The sequence below is a fragment of the Marisediminicola sp. LYQ134 genome, from assembly GCF_046599635.1.
Taxonomy (GTDB): domain Bacteria; phylum Actinomycetota; class Actinomycetes; order Actinomycetales; family Microbacteriaceae; genus Marisediminicola.
In genome coordinates, this window is record NZ_JBKIWP010000001.1 from 680,056 (window position 1) to 695,745 (window position 15,690).

A 15,690-nucleotide genomic window follows, 5' to 3' on the forward strand; every position below is an offset into this window, starting at 1 on the left:
GAGGCTGTCTGGCACCGCTCACACCTCAATGGTGTTGGATGCGTCGAGACTCGCGGCGTGTCGACACCGCTTCCTCGAGCTTCACAGACAGCACGGCGATGCCGATCGCGATCGCCGCGGTGAGCTCCATCATCCGACCCTGCTCAGGATCGGTGTGACTGTCGCGTCACGGTCGGTGAACACCGAGGAGTGCGCCTCTTCTTTGGCGCTGCGGTGGTCCTCGAGTAGTGTTACCAGGCCAAAAGAGATACCGGCAGGTTCTTGGTTCGAGTCCAAGTCGGGGAGCTCGAAGGCCGCACGGGGCTCCACCCCCTGCGGCCTTCGTCATCAGGAGACGACATGAACCAGTGGGCCGCTGAGAACTCGACGCTCGTCGCCTCGGTCGCGGCCGGTCTCGCCGTCGTGGCTCTCGCTCTCGCGATCGCCTGGGCTCTCTCCCTGCGCAACGCGCGACTGCTCTCACGTGAGCTCGACGAGCAAGACGCCGAACTCGCGCGGCTGCGAACGGTCGTGGCCGAGCACAGCGCGAGGTCGCGCATCGTGCTCGAACTGCACGAGGTGGCGGTGCACTCGGTGGCGTCGATCGTGCGCACTGCCGACGGAGCACGCTACAGCGCGGCTGCCGACGACGGGGCCGCGGTGCGGGCCCTCGGCCAGATCGTCGACGAGGCGTCGTCGTCGCTCAGCGACCTCCGCCGCATCGTGGCCATCTCCGGGCCGGATGCGCAGCCGGAGCGCCCGACGGTCACGTCGATGGCCGACCTCATCGATTCGATGAGGCACGCGGGCCTCGACATCACGTTCGTCGAATCGGGCGAGTCGTTCCCGTTGCGGTCGGGGGCGGATGCCGCCGTCTGCCGCATTCTCGAGGAGGCGCTTTCGAACGCCCTCACCCACGGGGGAGCGGGCACCGCGGTGTCGGTGACCGTCACCTGGACGGCCGAGGGCGTGCAGCTGCTCGTCGACGACGACGGCGTCCACTCGGCGGCCCGGCGCGACGGGCTCGACCCCTACTCGGTGTCGCAACGACGGCGCTATTCGATCGACGACGACGCTGCAGCCCTGACCGAGGTCGTGTCGGGTCCGGGCGTCACCGAGATGCGCGAGCGCGCGACCGCGTTCGACGGTGTGTTCAGTGCCTACCCGGTGCCGGGTGTCGGGTTCTCGGTCTCGGCGATCTTTCCTCGGCTCCGTCACGACGGTCCGGCGCCGCGGGCATAGCCGCCGAGCTACGCGTCGAGGTCGTCTTCACCGGGGAGCCAGGAGAGCCCGGGCTCACCCCATCCCGACTTGCGGATCGCTTTCGCGGCGGGCTTCGCAAAACGCTGCTCGAGCCTGTCGACGTAGAGCACGCCGTCGAGATGGTCGTATTCGTGCTGGAAGATGCGGGCGAGCCATCCGTCGGCCTCGATCTCGAACGGGGCACCGTCGACATCGAGAGCGCGCAGGATGGCGCGCGGAGACCTCTGCAGCGGAAACCGTTCGCCGGGCACCGAGAGACACCCCTCGGAGTCGTCGTCTTCGTCGGGTTCCGCGGGAACGCTCGGCGTGATCCAGAGTTCGGGGTTGACCGCCGTGCCGCGCCACTCCGTGCCGTCGTCGTCTGTCCACCCGTAGACGAACACGCGGATGTCTCGACCGACCTGCGGGGCGGCGAGACCGACGCCCGGGGCGACATCCATCGTCTCGAACATGTCGGCGACGAGGCGGCGCAGCTCGGCGTCGAAAACCGTGACGTCGTTCGCGCGCGAATGGAGAACGGGGTCTCCCGTGATGAGAATCGGGAGGACGGCCATTCGTCAAGATTATCGGTGAGCCAGCCAGTAGGGTCGTCGCGTGGTGTTCGACCTGAGTGACCTGACCGGTGAGGTGCTGACCCTTACCCCGATGCAGGGACTCGGTATCCCCGTCGCCCTGTGCGGGGCCGTCTTCCTCGCACTCGGTGCCCAGTTTCAGCACCGGGGCGTCGGCAAGGTCGAAGCGCAGCTCGGGGGTGCCTCGAGCGGGCTGAGCCTCACCCAGTTGCGCGCCCTCGTCACCCGCCCGTCGTGGATCATCGGCACCGCGATGCTCGGTCTCGCGGTGACGCTTCAGCTCATCGCGCTCTACCTCGCGCCGCTCATCGTCGTTCAACCGCTCGGCGCGGTCGCCCTCGTGATCACGGCTCTCGTCAACGCGCGGGTCAGCAAGGTGAAGCTCGACAGGTTGACCGTGCGCTCGATCGCGCTGTGTGTCGGGGGTGTCGCCGTCTTCGTGACGTTCGCGGCGTTCGTCGCCCGGGAGCGGCCCATCACCGATGCGCAACTCATCACCGTGCTCGTCGTGCTCGCCGTCGTGCTCGCGATCGCCGCGGTCCTGTTCGCGTTCTTGAGGTCGAGAATCCGGGCGATCATCTACATCATCGCCGCGGGTGTGCTCTACGGCTTCGTCGCGACGCTCGCCAAGGTCGTGATCAACCGCATCGTGTCGGACAACTTCGACGCCCTCACGATCGTGTGCATCGTGGCCCTCCTCGCCGGTACGGCGCTCGGGGCCTACTTCGTGCAGACCGCCTACGCGTCGGGGCCGCCCGACCTCGTGATCGCGGGCCTCACGGTCATCGACCCCCTCGTGGCGGTCGCCATCGGAATCGTCGTGCTCGGCGAGGCAGACGGCGCGCCGCTCTTCGCGGTCATCGCCTTCATCGTCGCCGGAGCCATCGCCATCTACGGTGTCTTCGAGCTCGCGAAACACCACCCCCAGGCCCGCCGCTAGGCTGGCAGACACCCGAGCCCGCGCCGCTCGGCGTTCACTCCCTGTTCGACGACACTTCAAGGACATCGAAGACTTTGCCCGATCCGCTCCCCGGCTCTACTGACGAGAACCGCGGTAGACCGCTGCGCATCCTCATCGGCGCAGACACCTTTCCCCCTGACGTCAACGGTGCGGCGAATTTCGCATCGCGACTGGCCGCGGGCCTCGTCGGCCGGGGCCACGACGTCCATGTCATCGCCCCGGCCCCGAGCCGCAAGCACGGCACGGGGGTCGAGAGTCACGACGGCGGCTCGTTCACCGTCCACCGTCTGCGGTCGTGGCGCTGGTATCCGCACGACTGGCTCCGCTACGCCCTCCCGTGGACGATGCAGCGCAACGCGGCTCGCGTGCTCGACGAGGTCAAACCCGATGTCGTTCACTTCCAGTCGCACATCGTCGTGGGTCGCGGTCTCGCGCGCCAAGCGGTCAAGCGGGGCATCCGCATCGTCGGCACGAACCATTTCATGCCCGAGAACATGATCGACCACACCCTTCTGCCCGGGTTCCTGCACAAGACCGCGATCTCCCTCGCGTGGGCCGATGCGGCCAAAACGTTCCGCCTCGCCGAATCGGTCACGAGCCCGACGCGCAAAGCGGCGAAGTTCCTCGAGGAGGCGACGGGGATCCCCAACGTGCACGCGATCTCCTGCGGAATCGACGCCACGAAATACACTCCGACCTTCGAGCGACGCGCCGAGAATCGCATCCTCTTCGTCGGCCGGGTCACCGGCGAGAAGAGCATCGACGTTCTGCTCAAGGCTGTCGCCAAACTCGACCCGGCGCTCGACGTCAAGCTCGACATCGTCGGCGGGGGAGACCTCCTCGCACCGCTCCAGCAACTGGCCAACGGTCTCGGCATCCGCTCTCGAGTCACTTTCACGGGCTACGTGACCGACGAGGAACTGCTCGAGGCCTACGGCCGTGCCACCGTCTTCGCCATGCCCTCGATCGCCGAGCTCCAGAGCATCGCGACTCTCGAAGCGATGGCATCGGCCCTGCCCGTCGTCGCGGCCGACGCGATGGCCCTCCCGCACCTCGTGCACGACGACGAGAACGGCTACCTCTTCACTCCGGGAGACGTCGACGACCTCGCGGCCAAGCTCACAAGGGTGCTCACCGCCCCTGACGCCGAGCTCCAGCGACTCAAGCGCACGAGCCTCGCCTACATCGATCCGCACGACATCGGTCGCACTCTCGCCACTTTCGAGAGCCTGTATCGTGGGGAAAAGGTGACCGATCCGGTCACCGAAGTGTCGCTCGACAACCCGGCCTGAGTCGGCGGTCGCGCCGCACGGGGCGGTAGCTCAGCTGGTTAGAGCAGCGGACTCATAATCCGTCGGTCACGGGTTCAAGTCCCGTCCGCCCCACCGAACCGTCTCCCGGAACCGAGCGGAGTGATCATGGCGAAGCGCAGCGCGACGGGCCTCGAGGTCAGTCTCGGCGCTCTCGCTCTCGCGCAGGCGATCGTCGTCGCCGTCGTGTCGGCGGGTGCGCCCGAGCTCCGGCGCCCCGTCGTCGCGCGCCTGCCCGGGGCCGGGGATGCGGATGGCGGCGCCGACGGTGCACTCGCGGTCGCGACGATCGACGTGCCCGCCGCATCCGTCGTTCTGCTCGGTCTCGTCGCGATCGTGCGGCTCGCCGCAGCGGTCCCCGCGCTGCGGCGCTGGCGCGCATCCGCTGCCGACCACGGCACTCACGGGTATCGCTGGGGGGAGGCGGCCTTCGTGTGGCCGATCCTCGTGTTCCTCGTTGCGCAGCTCAACGGCATCAGCGATATCGGCGCACTCGTCGCGATCTACGCTCTCTCGAGTGCCGTCGCGCTCTTCGCCTGTCTCCAGGATCGAGCTCTCCGCGCGAGCCTGTGGCCGTTCTCGTTCGGCACGATGGTCGGCATCGTGCCGTGGGGCATCATCGCGTTCCACCAGATCGGGGCGGGCCTCGTCGGCCAGGAACCGAGCCTCGGGCTCCGAGTCGTCACGCTCGCGATGCTCGCGGCGGTTCTCGTGACGTGGACCCTGCAGTGGCGTGAAGCGAAGCGCGCGGCGGTCGGCGCCCGACCCGGCGCCGACAGCGCTTTCGCGGTGACGTCGTTCGCCGCGGTGTCGCTCTTCGCGTGGCTCACGGTGCTCGCGCCGCTCTCAGGCAGGCTAGCCGGGGCCGAACTAGCGGGAGTCTGACTTGAGGTGGGCGCGGAGGTAGGGCGCCGTGCGACTCCCGGTCGTGGCCGCGACGTCTGCTGGAGTGCCGGCGGCGACGACTCGACCGCCCCCGTCGCCCCCCGCCGGCCCCATGTCGATCACGTGGTCGGCGTGAGCGACGACCGCCATCGAGTGTTCGACGAGCACGACCGTGTTGCCCGCGTCGACGAGCGTCGCGAGCTGTTCGACGAGCAGCTCGACGTCGGCGGGGTGGAGTCCCGTCGTGGGCTCGTCGAGGAGGTAGAGCGTGTGCCCCGAGCGAGCCCGCTGCAGCTCGGTCGCGAGCTTGATGCGCTGCGCCTCACCGCCCGACAGTTGCGGTGCGGGTTGGCCGAGCCGGAGATATCCGAGCCCGACCTGCTGCAGTGTCGTGAGACCGCGTGATGCGGCGGGCACGGCGGCGAGGAAGGTCGCGGCCTCGTCGACGGTCATCGCGAGGATATCCGCGATGGATGCCCCGTTCCACGTGACCTCGAGCGTCTCGGCGGTGTAGCGGGATCCCCCGCACTCCGGGCACGGTGACCAACTGCCCGGGAGGAAGAGGAGCTCGACAGACACCGAACCCTCACCCTGGCAGACGTCGCAGCGACCGCCCACGACGTTGAACGAGAACCGCCCGGCGGTCCACCCGCGGGCCCGCGCCTCGTCGGTGTCGGCGAAGGTCGCTCGCACGGCATCGAAGAGTCCCGTGTAGGTCGCGAGGTTCGATCGCGGGGTTCGTCCGATCGCCTTCTGGTCGACTTGCACCACGCGTGTGACGAGCGGGTGTTCCGCGGCGCGTTCCGCGAGAACCCTCCCGACGAGTGTCGACTTGCCCGAGCCCGACACTCCGGTCACGGCCGTGAGCACGCCGAGAGGCACATCGACGTCGAGACGGTCGAGGTTGTGCCGGGAGACGTCTCGCAGCTCGAGCCACGCGGCGGGGTCGCGCCGCGCTCTGCTGCTCTCGGAGATCGCCGCGTTCACGAATCGCCGGGTGACGGATGCCTCGACCGAGCCGAGTCCGTCCACCGGCCCGCTGTAGAGCACGTCTCCTCCACCGGCTCCCGCGCCGGGGCCCACGTCGACGATCCAGTCGGCGTGGCGCACGATGTCCATGTTGTGTTCGACGACGAACACGCTGTTGCCACTCGCGCGCAACCCCTCGAGCACCTCGATGAGGGGCTCGGTGTCGGCGGGGTGCAGTCCGGCGCTCGGCTCGTCGAGCACGTAGACGACTCCGAAGAGACCCGACCGCAACTGTGTTGCGATGCGGAGTCTCTGCATCTCGCCGGGGGAGAGGGTCGGCGTCGCGCGGTCGAGACTCAGGTATCCGAGCCCGAGCCCCGTGAGCACGTCGACGCGCGCGAGCAGATCGCGACTGATCGTGACCGCGACCTCCGTGCCTTCGCCCGACGACGCACGCGACGTCGCGGCTGTGGCGTTCTCAAGCCCCGCGATGGGGCGAAGCGCGTCGGCGAGTCCGCCGAGGGGCAACCCGTTCATCTCGGCGATGGTGCGACCGGCGACCGTGACGTCGAGCGCCGCGCGGGTCAACCCGCGACCGTCGCACAGCGAGCACCTTCCGGAGTTGACGTACTGAAGCATCTTGTCTCGCTGGGTTTCGCTCTTCGAATCGGCGAGAGTGTGCATCACGAACTGCCGAGCGCTCCAGAACCGCCCCTTGTAGGGCTTCGCGACGCGATCGCGCTGGGGTTGCACCTCGACGACCGGTTGCTCTTCGGTGAAGAGGAGCCAGTCGCGGTCGCGACGCGACAGGTCACGCCACGGGATGTCGATGTCGTAGCCGAGAACGGCGGTGACGTCGCGCAGATTCTTGCCCTGCCACGCACCGGGCCACGCGGTGATGGCCCCGTCGCGGATCGAGAGCGAGTCGTCGCGCACCGCGGACGCCTCGGTCACCTCGTGGGCGACCCCGAGCCCGTGGCACCGCGGGCACGCTCCGGCGACCGTGTTGGGTGAGAACGAGTCGGACTCCAGACGGGGAGCCCCGGCGGGATAGTGCCCGGCGCGGGAGAAGAGCATCCGGAGCGAGTTCGACAGGGTCGTGAGAGTGCCGACGGTCGATCGCGAACTCGGTGCTCCGCGGCGCTGCTGCAGCGCGACCGCGGGAGGCAGCCCGGTGATGGAGTCGACGTGCGGCGTCGACCCCTGGGCGATGAGGCGACGCGCATACGGGGCGACCGATTCGAGAAAGCGGCGCTGCGCCTCAGCGAAGATCGTGCCGAAGGCGAGCGACGACTTGCCCGAACCGGAGACGCCCGTGAAGGCCACGATGCTGTCGCGAGGAACGTCGACGTCGACGTCGCGCAGGTTGTTCTCCCGCGCGCCGCGGACGCTGATGAAGCCGCTCGGCTCGGCTGGGCGGGCTGGCGTTCGGGACTCGGACATCCGACCGATGCTATCCGCCATGTGATCTGGTCTCCTGACGAAGAAGGGCGGCCGGGCTCTCGCCCGGCCGCCCTCCCGTCTCGGTCGTGACTACGGGGTGATGACGACCTTGATGCAGCCGTCTTCCTTGTCGCGGAACGTGTCGTACATCCCGGGCGCCTCGTCGAGGCCGACATGGTGAGTCACGAGGTCTTCGACACCCAGCGGGTCGTCGGGGTTCTCGACGATCGGCAGGAGCGTGTCGATCCAGTCGTGCACGTTGCACTGACCCATCTTCATCGTGAGCTGCTTGTCGAACATCGTCTTGAGCGGCATGGGGTCTGCCGTTCCGGCGTAGACACCGCTCATCGACACGGTTCCGCCGCGGCTCACAGCCTCGATCGACATCATGAGGGCCGAGAGGCGATCGATTCCCGCGGTGTCCATGGCCTTCTTGGCGATCGCATCGGGCAACAGGCCGACGGCTTTCTGGGCGAAGGATGCCGCGTGGTTGCCGTGCGCCTCGAGACCGACGGCGTCGACGACCGAGTCGGGTCCGCGACCATCGGTGAGGTCGCGCAGCTGGGCGAGTGTCTCGTCGGTGAGGTCCATCGTCTCGACACCGTGGCGCTCGGCCATGGCGCGGCGCTCGGGAACGGGGTCGACCGCGATGACGCGGTGCCCGAGGTAGGCGCCGATGCGGCTCACGAACTGACCGACGGGCCCGAGACCCATCACACCGAGCGTGTTGCCGGGCTGGAGGTTGGCGTACTGAACGCCCTGCCACGCGGTGGGGAGGATGTCGCTCAAGAAGAGGTAGCGGTCGTCCGGGAGGTCGGACTGCACCTTCACGGCATTGAAGTCGGCGAGCGGAACACGCAGGAACTCGGCTTGACCCCCGGGAACGGAGCCGTAGAGCTCGGTGAAACCGTAGAGCGAGGCGCCGGTCTCGGTGTCGCGGTTCTGGGTGGTCTCACACTGCGTGGTGAGGCCGCGCTTGCACATGAAGCAGTGACCGCACGCGATGACGAAGGGGATGACGACGCGGTCGCCGACGGCGAGCTTCGAGACCTCGCTCCCGACCTCGACGACGACACCCATCGGCTCGTGACCGAGGATGTCGCCCTTGTTCAGGAACGGGCCGAGAACGCCGTAGAGGTGCAGGTCGGACCCGCAGATCGCCGTCGAGGTGACCTTGATGATGACGTCTTTGGGGTGCTGGATGAACGGGTCGGTGACCTCGTCGACCTGCACGGTGTTGGTCGATTGCCAGGTGAGAGCTTTCATCGTCCCTGTCTACGCGCGACCACGGCATAGTGGCAGGGGGTTGCGCTCACGGGTGAGACCTGCGGGGCTCGCAGTGCCCGCGCGGGCTCGGGGGGATTGCGCGACGGGACGGATGCCGCGGGCACGACCCCGCGGCACCCGCTCGTCACCCGACCGGATGTTCGGTCGCGCTGTCGCGTGCTCTCAGATCGCGCGTCGACCGATCGCCGCCGTCCAGCGGCGGTGGGCGAGGAGGCTCACCGCCCCCGCGAGCACGAGCGCGAGCGCGAGACCGGCGAGCGATCCTCCGGCGCTCCCACCGGTGACGGCGAGGGTCTCGGCTCCTGCTGCCGCCGAGGCGGACGCCACGGATGCCGCGGACGACGTCGTCGCGATCGAACCGTCGGCCCGGGCGGTCGTCGAGATCCCGGCGACACTGCTGTCACCGCTCCCGTCGACCGTGTCGATCGAGTCACCGGGCGGGGTGATCGGGTCGGTCGGAACCGTCGGGTCCGTCGGAACCGTCGGGTCCGTGGGGTCGGTGGGGTCCGTCGGAACCGTCGGGTCCGTGGGGTCGATGGGGTCCGTCGGAACCGTGGGGTCCGTGGGGTCCGTCGGAACCGTGGGGTCCGTGGGGTCGATCGGGTCGGTGGGGCTTCCCGGGGTGACCGGCACCGTCGAGCTGTCGCCGATGATCGTCACGGCATTGCCACCGAGGGTGATCGGAAGGTCGATGCTCGGAACGATCTGCGTTCCCCCCGCGATGCTGTCGCTTCCGTCGGTCGTGCCCGTCGCGGTGCCGCCGTCAGTAGCTCCGCCATCCGTGCCCGGCGCGGTCGCCGAACCCGAGGTCGAGCTCGCGTCACCGATGACCGTGATCGCGTTGCCACCGAGATCGATCGGAGCAGACACGTCGGGGATCACCTGGGTGCCCCCGGCGATGCTGTCGCTCCCATCGGTCGTGCCGCCCGCTGCCGCGTCCTCCGCAGCGGGGGCCTCCGCCGGAACCCCGCCGGCGTCCGCGCTGCGCGTGGACGTCGCGTCGCCGAGCACACTGACGGCATTGCCGCTCGCCTCGAGCGGGATGTCGATGCTCGTCACGGCCTGGGTTCCGCCGAGCACCGAATCCACACCGTCCGTCACCGGTGCGGAGGCGGGTGCCTCCACGGGTGCCGGGGTCGCCGCTGGCGCCGCACTCGAGGTGGCGTCGCCGACGACACTGATCGCGTTGCCTGTCGCCTCGACGGGCGCGACCACATCCGCGACCACCTGGGTGCCGGAGCCGACGCCGTCTGCGCCGGACGTGGTGGCCCCCGCGGGTGCGGGAGTCACGGCGGGCTCGGAAGCTGCCGGTGCCGGGGTCTCGGATGTGGCGTCGCCGATCACGCTCACGGCCGAGCCGACGATCGACAAGGGAGCCGAGATGGCGGCGTCTACCTGGGTTCCGGAAAGGATCCCGTCTTCTCCCGACGTGTCGGCGGCGTTGGCCGCGGTCGCTCCCAGCAGGGAGAGACCTCCGACGAAGAGGGCGCAATAGAGCCCTTTGGTCACTGCATTCTTCATTGTCCTGATCCTTCGTATGAGTGATGGTGCGCCGTCCGGAGTGGAGGCGCCGGGGTTCGTCTGCCACCGAATGGTGACGAGAACCCCCATCAATCAGGCGAGGAACCGGGGTCGGGCGAGAGCGAGGCGGGAACGGCGTCGTCCGACGCCGTCGCCGCACTCGAGAGAAGGTGGGTTTCGACAGCGAAGGGGTCGAGAGCTCCGATCACGGTCGCAGTCGCGTTCACGGACGCCGCGGACGTCGTCGAGGCACCGCCGGTCGGTGCCCCGGGAACGTCGTGCCCGACGGTGCCGACAGGGTTTACGACGACCCGGTCGGTGTAGACGACGACGGATGTCTCGGACCTCGTGTGGGCCGCCGTGACGGGTGATCCGGGCGAGCCGGCCCCGAGCGTATCCGCGCGTTCCCGGGACGACACGGGTTCTCCGCGCGCGGGCGCGCCCGCCTCGAAGGCGGCGGCGTTCACCGATCCTCCGGAGCTGTCACTCACGGGCGGAGGATTTCTGGCCACGACCGGGGATAGCGGTGGCGCAGACGGTGGTGATCCGACAACCGGGTCGACGACGGGACCGACGATGGGGCCGACAACAGGATCGACGACGCTGTCGACGATGGGGCGCACGATCGGCTCGATCGCCGCATCCACACCGACGCCGAGGGAGTCGAGCCCCGGGAGAGTGGCGTCGAGCGTAGCCCCGACCGTGCCGTCGACGATCCTCCCGGTCGACCCGAGCGCCCAGTCGACGGCTCCGGTGAGCGGAGAGACGACGGTGTCGAGTTGGGTCGGCGCCACGAGCGGCAGCCCTGTGACCGCGTCGCCGGTCGATCCGACGAGGCCAGCGGAGAGTACGTCTTCAGCGACGACGTCCCCGGCGACGTCTCCAGCGACGTCTACAGCATCCGTGACCTCCGCCACGATGGGCGAGACGACCCCCGCCGGCTCCCCGCCGGTCGCAGCCGACTCGGTTACCGCGGGTCGAGCGTGTGCGGGCTCGGCGTGCACCGGGGCGGGAGCAGTGGGGGCCGCAACCACGGGTGCGGACGCGACGGGTGCAGGAGGGACAGGCACGGGAGCGGTAGGCGCCGGCGGGGCGGCGGGTGCGGGAGCCGGCGGAGCGACCTTCGTGACGACCGCGTGGACGGTCCGGTCCACCGTGCGATCCACGGTCTCGGTCACGGTCTTCACGGGTGCGCCGACCGAACCGACGGTGCCGGCCACCGTGCCGCTCACGGTGTCGTCCACGACGGAGGCGAGGCCCCCGATCAACGAGCGTTCGTCGCCCTCGGCCGCCGAAGCGGAGAGGGTCGACCCGAATGCGATCCATCCGAGGGCGACGAGCGTCGCCAGCAGGCACACGCGCAGGAGCCTGGAGATCGAGTACCCCATCGATCCGGCCACTGCTATCACCCCCCGGTAATGTGTGCCTGCTTCAACGATAATCACGACATTTTCCGGATGTCTAGCAGCTCGCGAAGATGTACCCCGGTGATGACGCGAGGGCTCGGCCCGGCGCATCGGCAATAAAAGCGTGTCCGTGGTCGTTGACCACGACGAAACCGAGAAGGATGGACCCATGACCGAAACAACGTCTCCCGAAGACCAGCTCGCGCTCTACCGCCGTCGCCGCGAGGAGTCCGTCGTGCAGCCGAAAGGCAATCTCGCCCTCGTGAACACGCAGTGGGTCGACGCCGAGCAGCCCGTCTACGGAGTGCCCGGCGTCTGGTCGCCGCTCCCGGCCGGCGAATCGGGTCTCCGCGTCGTCGCGAACGCGAGCGACGGCATCCGCGTCGACGGCGCACTCGTCGACGGTGAGGCCGTCGTGGCGGGCAAAGACTCGGTGTCGCCCGGCGAGATCGTCTTCAGTGACACCGTCACGGGTTTCGTCATCGCCGGCGAGGACGGTGCCTATGCGCTCCGCGTGTGGGATGCGGCCTCGGAGGGCATTCGCGACTTCGGCTCGATCGACGCGTTCCCCTACAACCCCGAGTGGGTGATCACGGCGTCGTGGATCGAGATCGAGGGGGGATCCACCGTCGGCATCGAGCATCTGAAAGACGAGGGCAAGCCTCGCGACAAGGTCGTGCCAGGCGAGATCCGTTTCACGAAGGACGGCGTCGACTACAACCTCGCCGCGTTCAAAGAGGGTCGCGCGCTCCTGCTCGTCTTCGCCGACTCGACCAACGGTGACTCGACCTACAGCGTCGGGCGCTTTCTCATGGTCGCGCCCTCACCCGACGGGTCGATCGCTCTCGACTTCAACCGTGCATACCTGCCGCCGTGCGCCTTCAGCTACAACTTCAACTGCCCGCTTCCGCCGAAGCAGAATCGATTCTCGGTGCCGATCGAAGCGGGCGAGAAGAACGTGCTCAACACCGCGGGGGCTCTCCTCCACTAGTCCACGGTCGAGGCCCCGGTGCTCGGGGCCGGCGGTGGCCGAGGGCAGTGGTGCCCGGGGTCGGTGGTGACGACGAGAATGAGAGCATGTACGCCGTTCTCACACGCCAGGGCGGCGAGACGACGATCCAGGAGCTCGACGACACCGGTGCGGTGCGCGGTGCCGCGCGCGTCGTCGACGATCTGCCGGCGGAGGTGCGGCGCCTCGCACCCGACCGTCCGCGCTGGGTCTGGTCCGATACGGCCGTGTGGTACCCGCCGCTCCTGAGGGCGGGTGTGCGCGTCGAGCGCTGCGTCGACGTGCGGCTCTCGCACGCGATCATCCGTCGCTCCCGACTGACCTCGTCGTCGCCCGTCGCGACGGCACCCGAGGGCGTCTGGGATGAAACCGTGCGCGACATCCCTGTGGCCGCCGAGGGCCTCTTCGCACTCGACGACCTCGAGCACGTGCCGCGGCGCGGTGCCTCTCAGCGCGGAGAACTCGACACCCTCGAGGAGTTTCTGCGCCAGCGCGACGCCGTCGCGACGTCTTCCGAGCCCGCGAGACTCGGGCTGCTCCTCGCCGCGGAATCGGCTGGGGCCCTCGTTGCGGCCGAGATCCACCACGTGGGACTGCCGTGGAGTGTCGAAGTGCACGATCGGCTGCTCGTCGAGAACCTGGGATCCCGCCCCGCGCGCGAGGGCGATCGCCCGAGCGCCATGCACGCTGTCGCTGCCGACGTGCGCGCGGCCCTGGATGCTCCCGGCCTCAACGTCGATTCCCCCGTCGACCTCCTCGCCGCACTCGGTCGTGTCGGTATCACCGCGGGGTCGACGAGATCGTGGGAGCTCGAGAAGCTCACCCACCCCGCCATCGGGCCCATCCTCGAGTACAAGAGGCTCGCTCGGCTGTGGACGGCGAGCGGGTGGGCCTGGCTCGACACCAACGTCGTCGACGGGCGCTTCCACCCCGAGTATGTTCCCGGTGGTGTCGTGACGGGCCGGTGGTCGAGCAAGGGCGGCGGGGGAGCGTTGCAATTGCCGAAGGCGGTGCGCAGCGCCGTCGTGGCCGACCCGGGGTGGACCCTCGTGGTCGCGGATGCGGCGCAACTCGAGCCGCGGATTCTCGCGGCGCTCGCGTCGGACCGCGGGATGGTCGAGGCCGGATCGAGCGGCGACCTCTACGCGGGGATCGTCGCGAGCGGTGCCGTGGCGTCGCGGGAACACGCGAAGGTCGCGATGCTCGGGGCGATGTACGGCGCAACCTCGGGCGATGCCGGGCGCCTCCTGCCGAGGCTCGCGGAGCGATACCCGCGCGCGATCGGCTTCGTCGAAGCCGCGGCGAGGGCCGGTGAGCGCGGGGAGGTCGTGTCGACGCACTTGGGCCGCACGTCCCCGCCCGGTGACGGTGTCGGCTACGACGAGACCGCGACACCGGCGGATGCCGAGCGAGCACGTTCCCGCGCCAAAGCGTGGGGCCGGTTCACGCGCAACTTCGTCGTTCAGGGCACCGCGGCCGAATGGGCGCTGTGCTGGATGGCGGGTCTGAGAACCCGTCTGCGAGCCCTCGGGGGCGACACCGACCTCGAGCGCGAACCTCACCTCGCGTTCTTCCTGCACGACGAGGTCGTCGTGCACTGCCCTCGCGACCTCGCTGACGAGGTCGAACGGGCTATCCGCGAGGCTGCGGCGGATGCCGGGCGGTTGCTGTTCGGCGATCTTCCGGTCACGTTCCCCGTGACCGTCGCCGCCGTCGACGATTATGCGAAGGCGAAGTGATCGGCGCTAGGACGCGCCCGGCTCGTCGTGCGGCCGGCGCCCCCGGCGAGGCTTGACCGTCGAGAGCGGTCGCGCGGTCGTGCCCGCCGTGAGCCGATCGGAGACGGCCGCGAGCCACTCGAGCGCGGCCCGGGCGTGCGCCGCCCGCGCGTCGGATGCCCAGCCGGCGATCGTCGTCTCGCGACCACTGTCGACCGCGTCCTCGCGCGCGGCGTCGAGCTCGGCCGACCAACGCACCCGGTAGTCGCGAGTGAGTCGCTCCGTGGCGACAGGGTCGACCGTCGCGCCCACGAGAATCTGATCGAGCATCTCCGACCACTCGGGCACTCCGCCCGCGAGGGGAGTGCGGAGCCACCGGTCGGCAGTCGAACGCCCCTCGGGGGTGAGCCGATGCAGAGGCAGCCCGTCGTGCGTGCGACCGCCCGACTCGATGAGTCCGGCTCGGCCCAAGCGTTCGAGTGTCGCGTAGATCTGGCCGGGATTCACGGTTCCGCGGTGCGGGCTCCGCGCGGCGAGTTCGGCGTGCAACTGCAGTCCGTACGCTGGACCGAGGGTGAGGATCGCGAGGAGCCCGTCTCGAACCGACACTGTGCTCCCCACTGTCAAATCTATACTCAGTATAGAACGCCTCCGGGTGGTGCCGATTTCCCGGCCTAATCACAGTGTTGTGATTCGCCGGGACCATCCCTCATAATGAGACCAACGGCACGCCGTCTCAATTGAATAACGCACCGAGATTCGTTCACCAGGTCGATGGGGAAGTCGCACCTAACCGAACGGAGTCATCGTGGCTGCTGCAACTGCTCGTGGAGTGCTTTTCGTGCACTCTGCTCCTCGCGCGCTCGCACCCCACATCGAGTGGGCTGCCGGTCGCGCTCTTGATCGAGCCGTCAACTTCGAGTGGACCGATCAGCCCGTGCTCAAGGGTGCCCTTCGCGCGGAATTCTACTGGGAGGGTGCGCCGGGCACCGGGGCGGTCCTCGCGTCGGCCCTCCGCGGCTGGGAGCACTTGCGCTTCGAGGTGACGGAAGATGCCGGCTTCGGTTCCGACGGTGGCCGCTGGCTGCACACGCCCGACCTGGGCATCTTCTTCGCGCAGACCGACACGGTCGGCAACGTCGTCATCCCCGAGGATCGCGTCCGCTACGCGATGGAGATCGCCGGCTCGAATGCGCTCGAACTGCACAGGGAGCTGCGACTCGCCCTCGGCCAGGCCTGGGACGACGAACTCGAGGCCTTCCGTCACGCGAGCGACTCGAGCCAGGTGGTCTGGCTGCACAAGGTCGGCTGAGGCTCACCCTTTCTCCCGTCGGACCGGATCGAGGCGCCCGGATCACCGCACGTCG

At 69.1% G+C, this 15,690-nt stretch carries 13 protein-coding genes and 1 tRNA gene; 8 read left to right on the top strand and 6 right to left on the bottom strand.

What is annotated here, in order from left to right; all coding sequences use genetic code 11:
* The first annotated feature begins 339 nt into the window (after positions 1–339).
* A complete protein-coding gene (locus tag ACLHIH_RS03370) occupies positions 340–1,221 on the top strand; it encodes a sensor histidine kinase (RefSeq protein WP_411315295.1) in 882 nt (293 codons plus the stop codon).
* Between the two features lie 8 nt (positions 1,222–1,229).
* Here the strand turns inward: ACLHIH_RS03370 and def are convergent, their stop codons facing one another.
* Entirely contained in the window at positions 1,230–1,796 is a 567-nt protein-coding gene (gene def / locus ACLHIH_RS03375) for a peptide deformylase (protein ID WP_411315296.1), read from the bottom strand.
* A gap of 40 nt (positions 1,797–1,836) precedes the next feature.
* Between def and ACLHIH_RS03380 the strand changes: the two genes are divergently transcribed.
* The 4 genes from ACLHIH_RS03380 to ACLHIH_RS03395 all read left to right on the top strand — a co-directional run bounded on the left by ACLHIH_RS03380 (position 1,837) and on the right by ACLHIH_RS03395 (position 4,970).
* Positions 1,837–2,754 (top strand): DMT family transporter, encoded by a 918-nt coding sequence (locus tag ACLHIH_RS03380; RefSeq protein ID WP_411315297.1) that lies wholly within the window; start codon positions 1,837–1,839, stop codon positions 2,752–2,754.
* A 74-nt stretch (positions 2,755–2,828) separates the two neighbouring features.
* Positions 2,829–4,067, top strand: coding sequence for a glycosyltransferase (locus ACLHIH_RS03385; RefSeq protein WP_411315298.1), 1,239 nt, complete (start codon positions 2,829–2,831; stop codon positions 4,065–4,067).
* Positions 4,068–4,086: 19 nt separating this feature from the next.
* A tRNA-Ile gene (locus ACLHIH_RS03390) sits at positions 4,087–4,160 on the top strand.
* 33 nt (positions 4,161–4,193) lie between these two features.
* On the top strand, positions 4,194–4,970 hold the full coding sequence (locus ACLHIH_RS03395; protein ID WP_411315299.1) for a hypothetical protein: 777 nt from the start codon (positions 4,194–4,196) through the stop codon (positions 4,968–4,970).
* On the opposite strand, the gene ACLHIH_RS03400 is transcribed toward ACLHIH_RS03395, so the two are convergent.
* The 4 genes from ACLHIH_RS03400 to ACLHIH_RS03415 form a co-directional block, all read right to left on the bottom strand.
* Positions 4,956–7,382, bottom strand: a complete 2,427-nt coding sequence (locus ACLHIH_RS03400) for an ABC transporter (protein WP_411315300.1) — start codon at positions 7,380–7,382, stop codon at positions 4,956–4,958. The two genes, ACLHIH_RS03395 and ACLHIH_RS03400, sit on opposite strands and share 15 nt — an antisense overlap.
* 90 nt (positions 7,383–7,472) lie before the next feature.
* The gene (locus ACLHIH_RS03405; protein ID WP_411315301.1) at positions 7,473–8,648 is read right to left on the bottom strand and encodes an alcohol dehydrogenase catalytic domain-containing protein; all 1,176 of its coding nucleotides are present in this window, start codon (positions 8,646–8,648) and stop codon (positions 7,473–7,475) included.
* A gap of 183 nt (positions 8,649–8,831) precedes the next feature.
* Entirely contained in the window at positions 8,832–10,190 is a 1,359-nt protein-coding gene (locus ACLHIH_RS03410) for a chaplin family protein (protein ID WP_411315302.1), read from the bottom strand.
* Between the two features lie 89 nt (positions 10,191–10,279).
* Positions 10,280–11,590, bottom strand: coding sequence for a hypothetical protein (locus ACLHIH_RS03415; protein ID WP_411315303.1), 1,311 nt, complete (start codon positions 11,588–11,590; stop codon positions 10,280–10,282).
* A gap of 175 nt (positions 11,591–11,765) precedes the next feature.
* On the opposite strand from ACLHIH_RS03415, the gene ACLHIH_RS03420 reads away from it, so the two are divergent.
* Positions 11,766–12,587, top strand: a complete 822-nt coding sequence (locus ACLHIH_RS03420) for a DUF1684 domain-containing protein (protein WP_411315304.1) — start codon at positions 11,766–11,768, stop codon at positions 12,585–12,587.
* 86 nt (positions 12,588–12,673) lie between these two features.
* Entirely contained in the window at positions 12,674–14,344 is a 1,671-nt protein-coding gene (locus ACLHIH_RS03425) for a bifunctional 3'-5' exonuclease/DNA polymerase (RefSeq protein WP_411315305.1), read from the top strand.
* Between the two features lie 6 nt (positions 14,345–14,350).
* Here the strand turns inward: ACLHIH_RS03425 and ACLHIH_RS03430 are convergent, their stop codons facing one another.
* Positions 14,351–14,944, bottom strand: a complete 594-nt coding sequence (locus tag ACLHIH_RS03430) for a PadR family transcriptional regulator (RefSeq protein WP_411315306.1) — start codon at positions 14,942–14,944, stop codon at positions 14,351–14,353.
* A gap of 187 nt (positions 14,945–15,131) precedes the next feature.
* Here ACLHIH_RS03430 and ACLHIH_RS03435 point away from each other — a divergent pair, with 187 nt between their 5' ends.
* A complete protein-coding gene (locus ACLHIH_RS03435) occupies positions 15,132–15,635 on the top strand; it encodes a DUF3145 domain-containing protein (protein WP_411315307.1) in 504 nt (167 codons plus the stop codon).
* The last annotated feature ends 55 nt before the right edge of the window (positions 15,636–15,690 follow it).

Excerpts from the sequence above, each read along its gene's own strand:
- ACLHIH_RS03370 (WP_411315295.1), top strand. The coding sequence starts at position 340 with ATGAACCAGTGGGCCGCTGAGAACTCGACGCTCGTCGCCTCGGTCGCG.
- def (WP_411315296.1), bottom strand. The coding sequence starts at position 1,796 with ATGGCCGTCCTCCCGATTCTCATCACGGGAGACCCCGTTCTCCATTCG.
- ACLHIH_RS03395 (WP_411315299.1), top strand. The coding sequence starts at position 4,194 with ATGGCGAAGCGCAGCGCGACGGGCCTCGAGGTCAGTCTCGGCGCTCTC.
- ACLHIH_RS03400 (WP_411315300.1), bottom strand. The coding sequence starts at position 7,382 with ATGTCCGAGTCCCGAACGCCAGCCCGCCCAGCCGAGCCGAGCGGCTTC.
- ACLHIH_RS03405 (WP_411315301.1), bottom strand. The coding sequence starts at position 8,648 with ATGAAAGCTCTCACCTGGCAATCGACCAACACCGTGCAGGTCGACGAG.
- ACLHIH_RS03410 (WP_411315302.1), bottom strand. The coding sequence starts at position 10,190 with ATGAAGAATGCAGTGACCAAAGGGCTCTATTGCGCCCTCTTCGTCGGA.
- ACLHIH_RS03420 (WP_411315304.1), top strand. The coding sequence starts at position 11,766 with ATGACCGAAACAACGTCTCCCGAAGACCAGCTCGCGCTCTACCGCCGT.
- ACLHIH_RS03425 (WP_411315305.1), top strand. The coding sequence starts at position 12,674 with ATGTACGCCGTTCTCACACGCCAGGGCGGCGAGACGACGATCCAGGAG.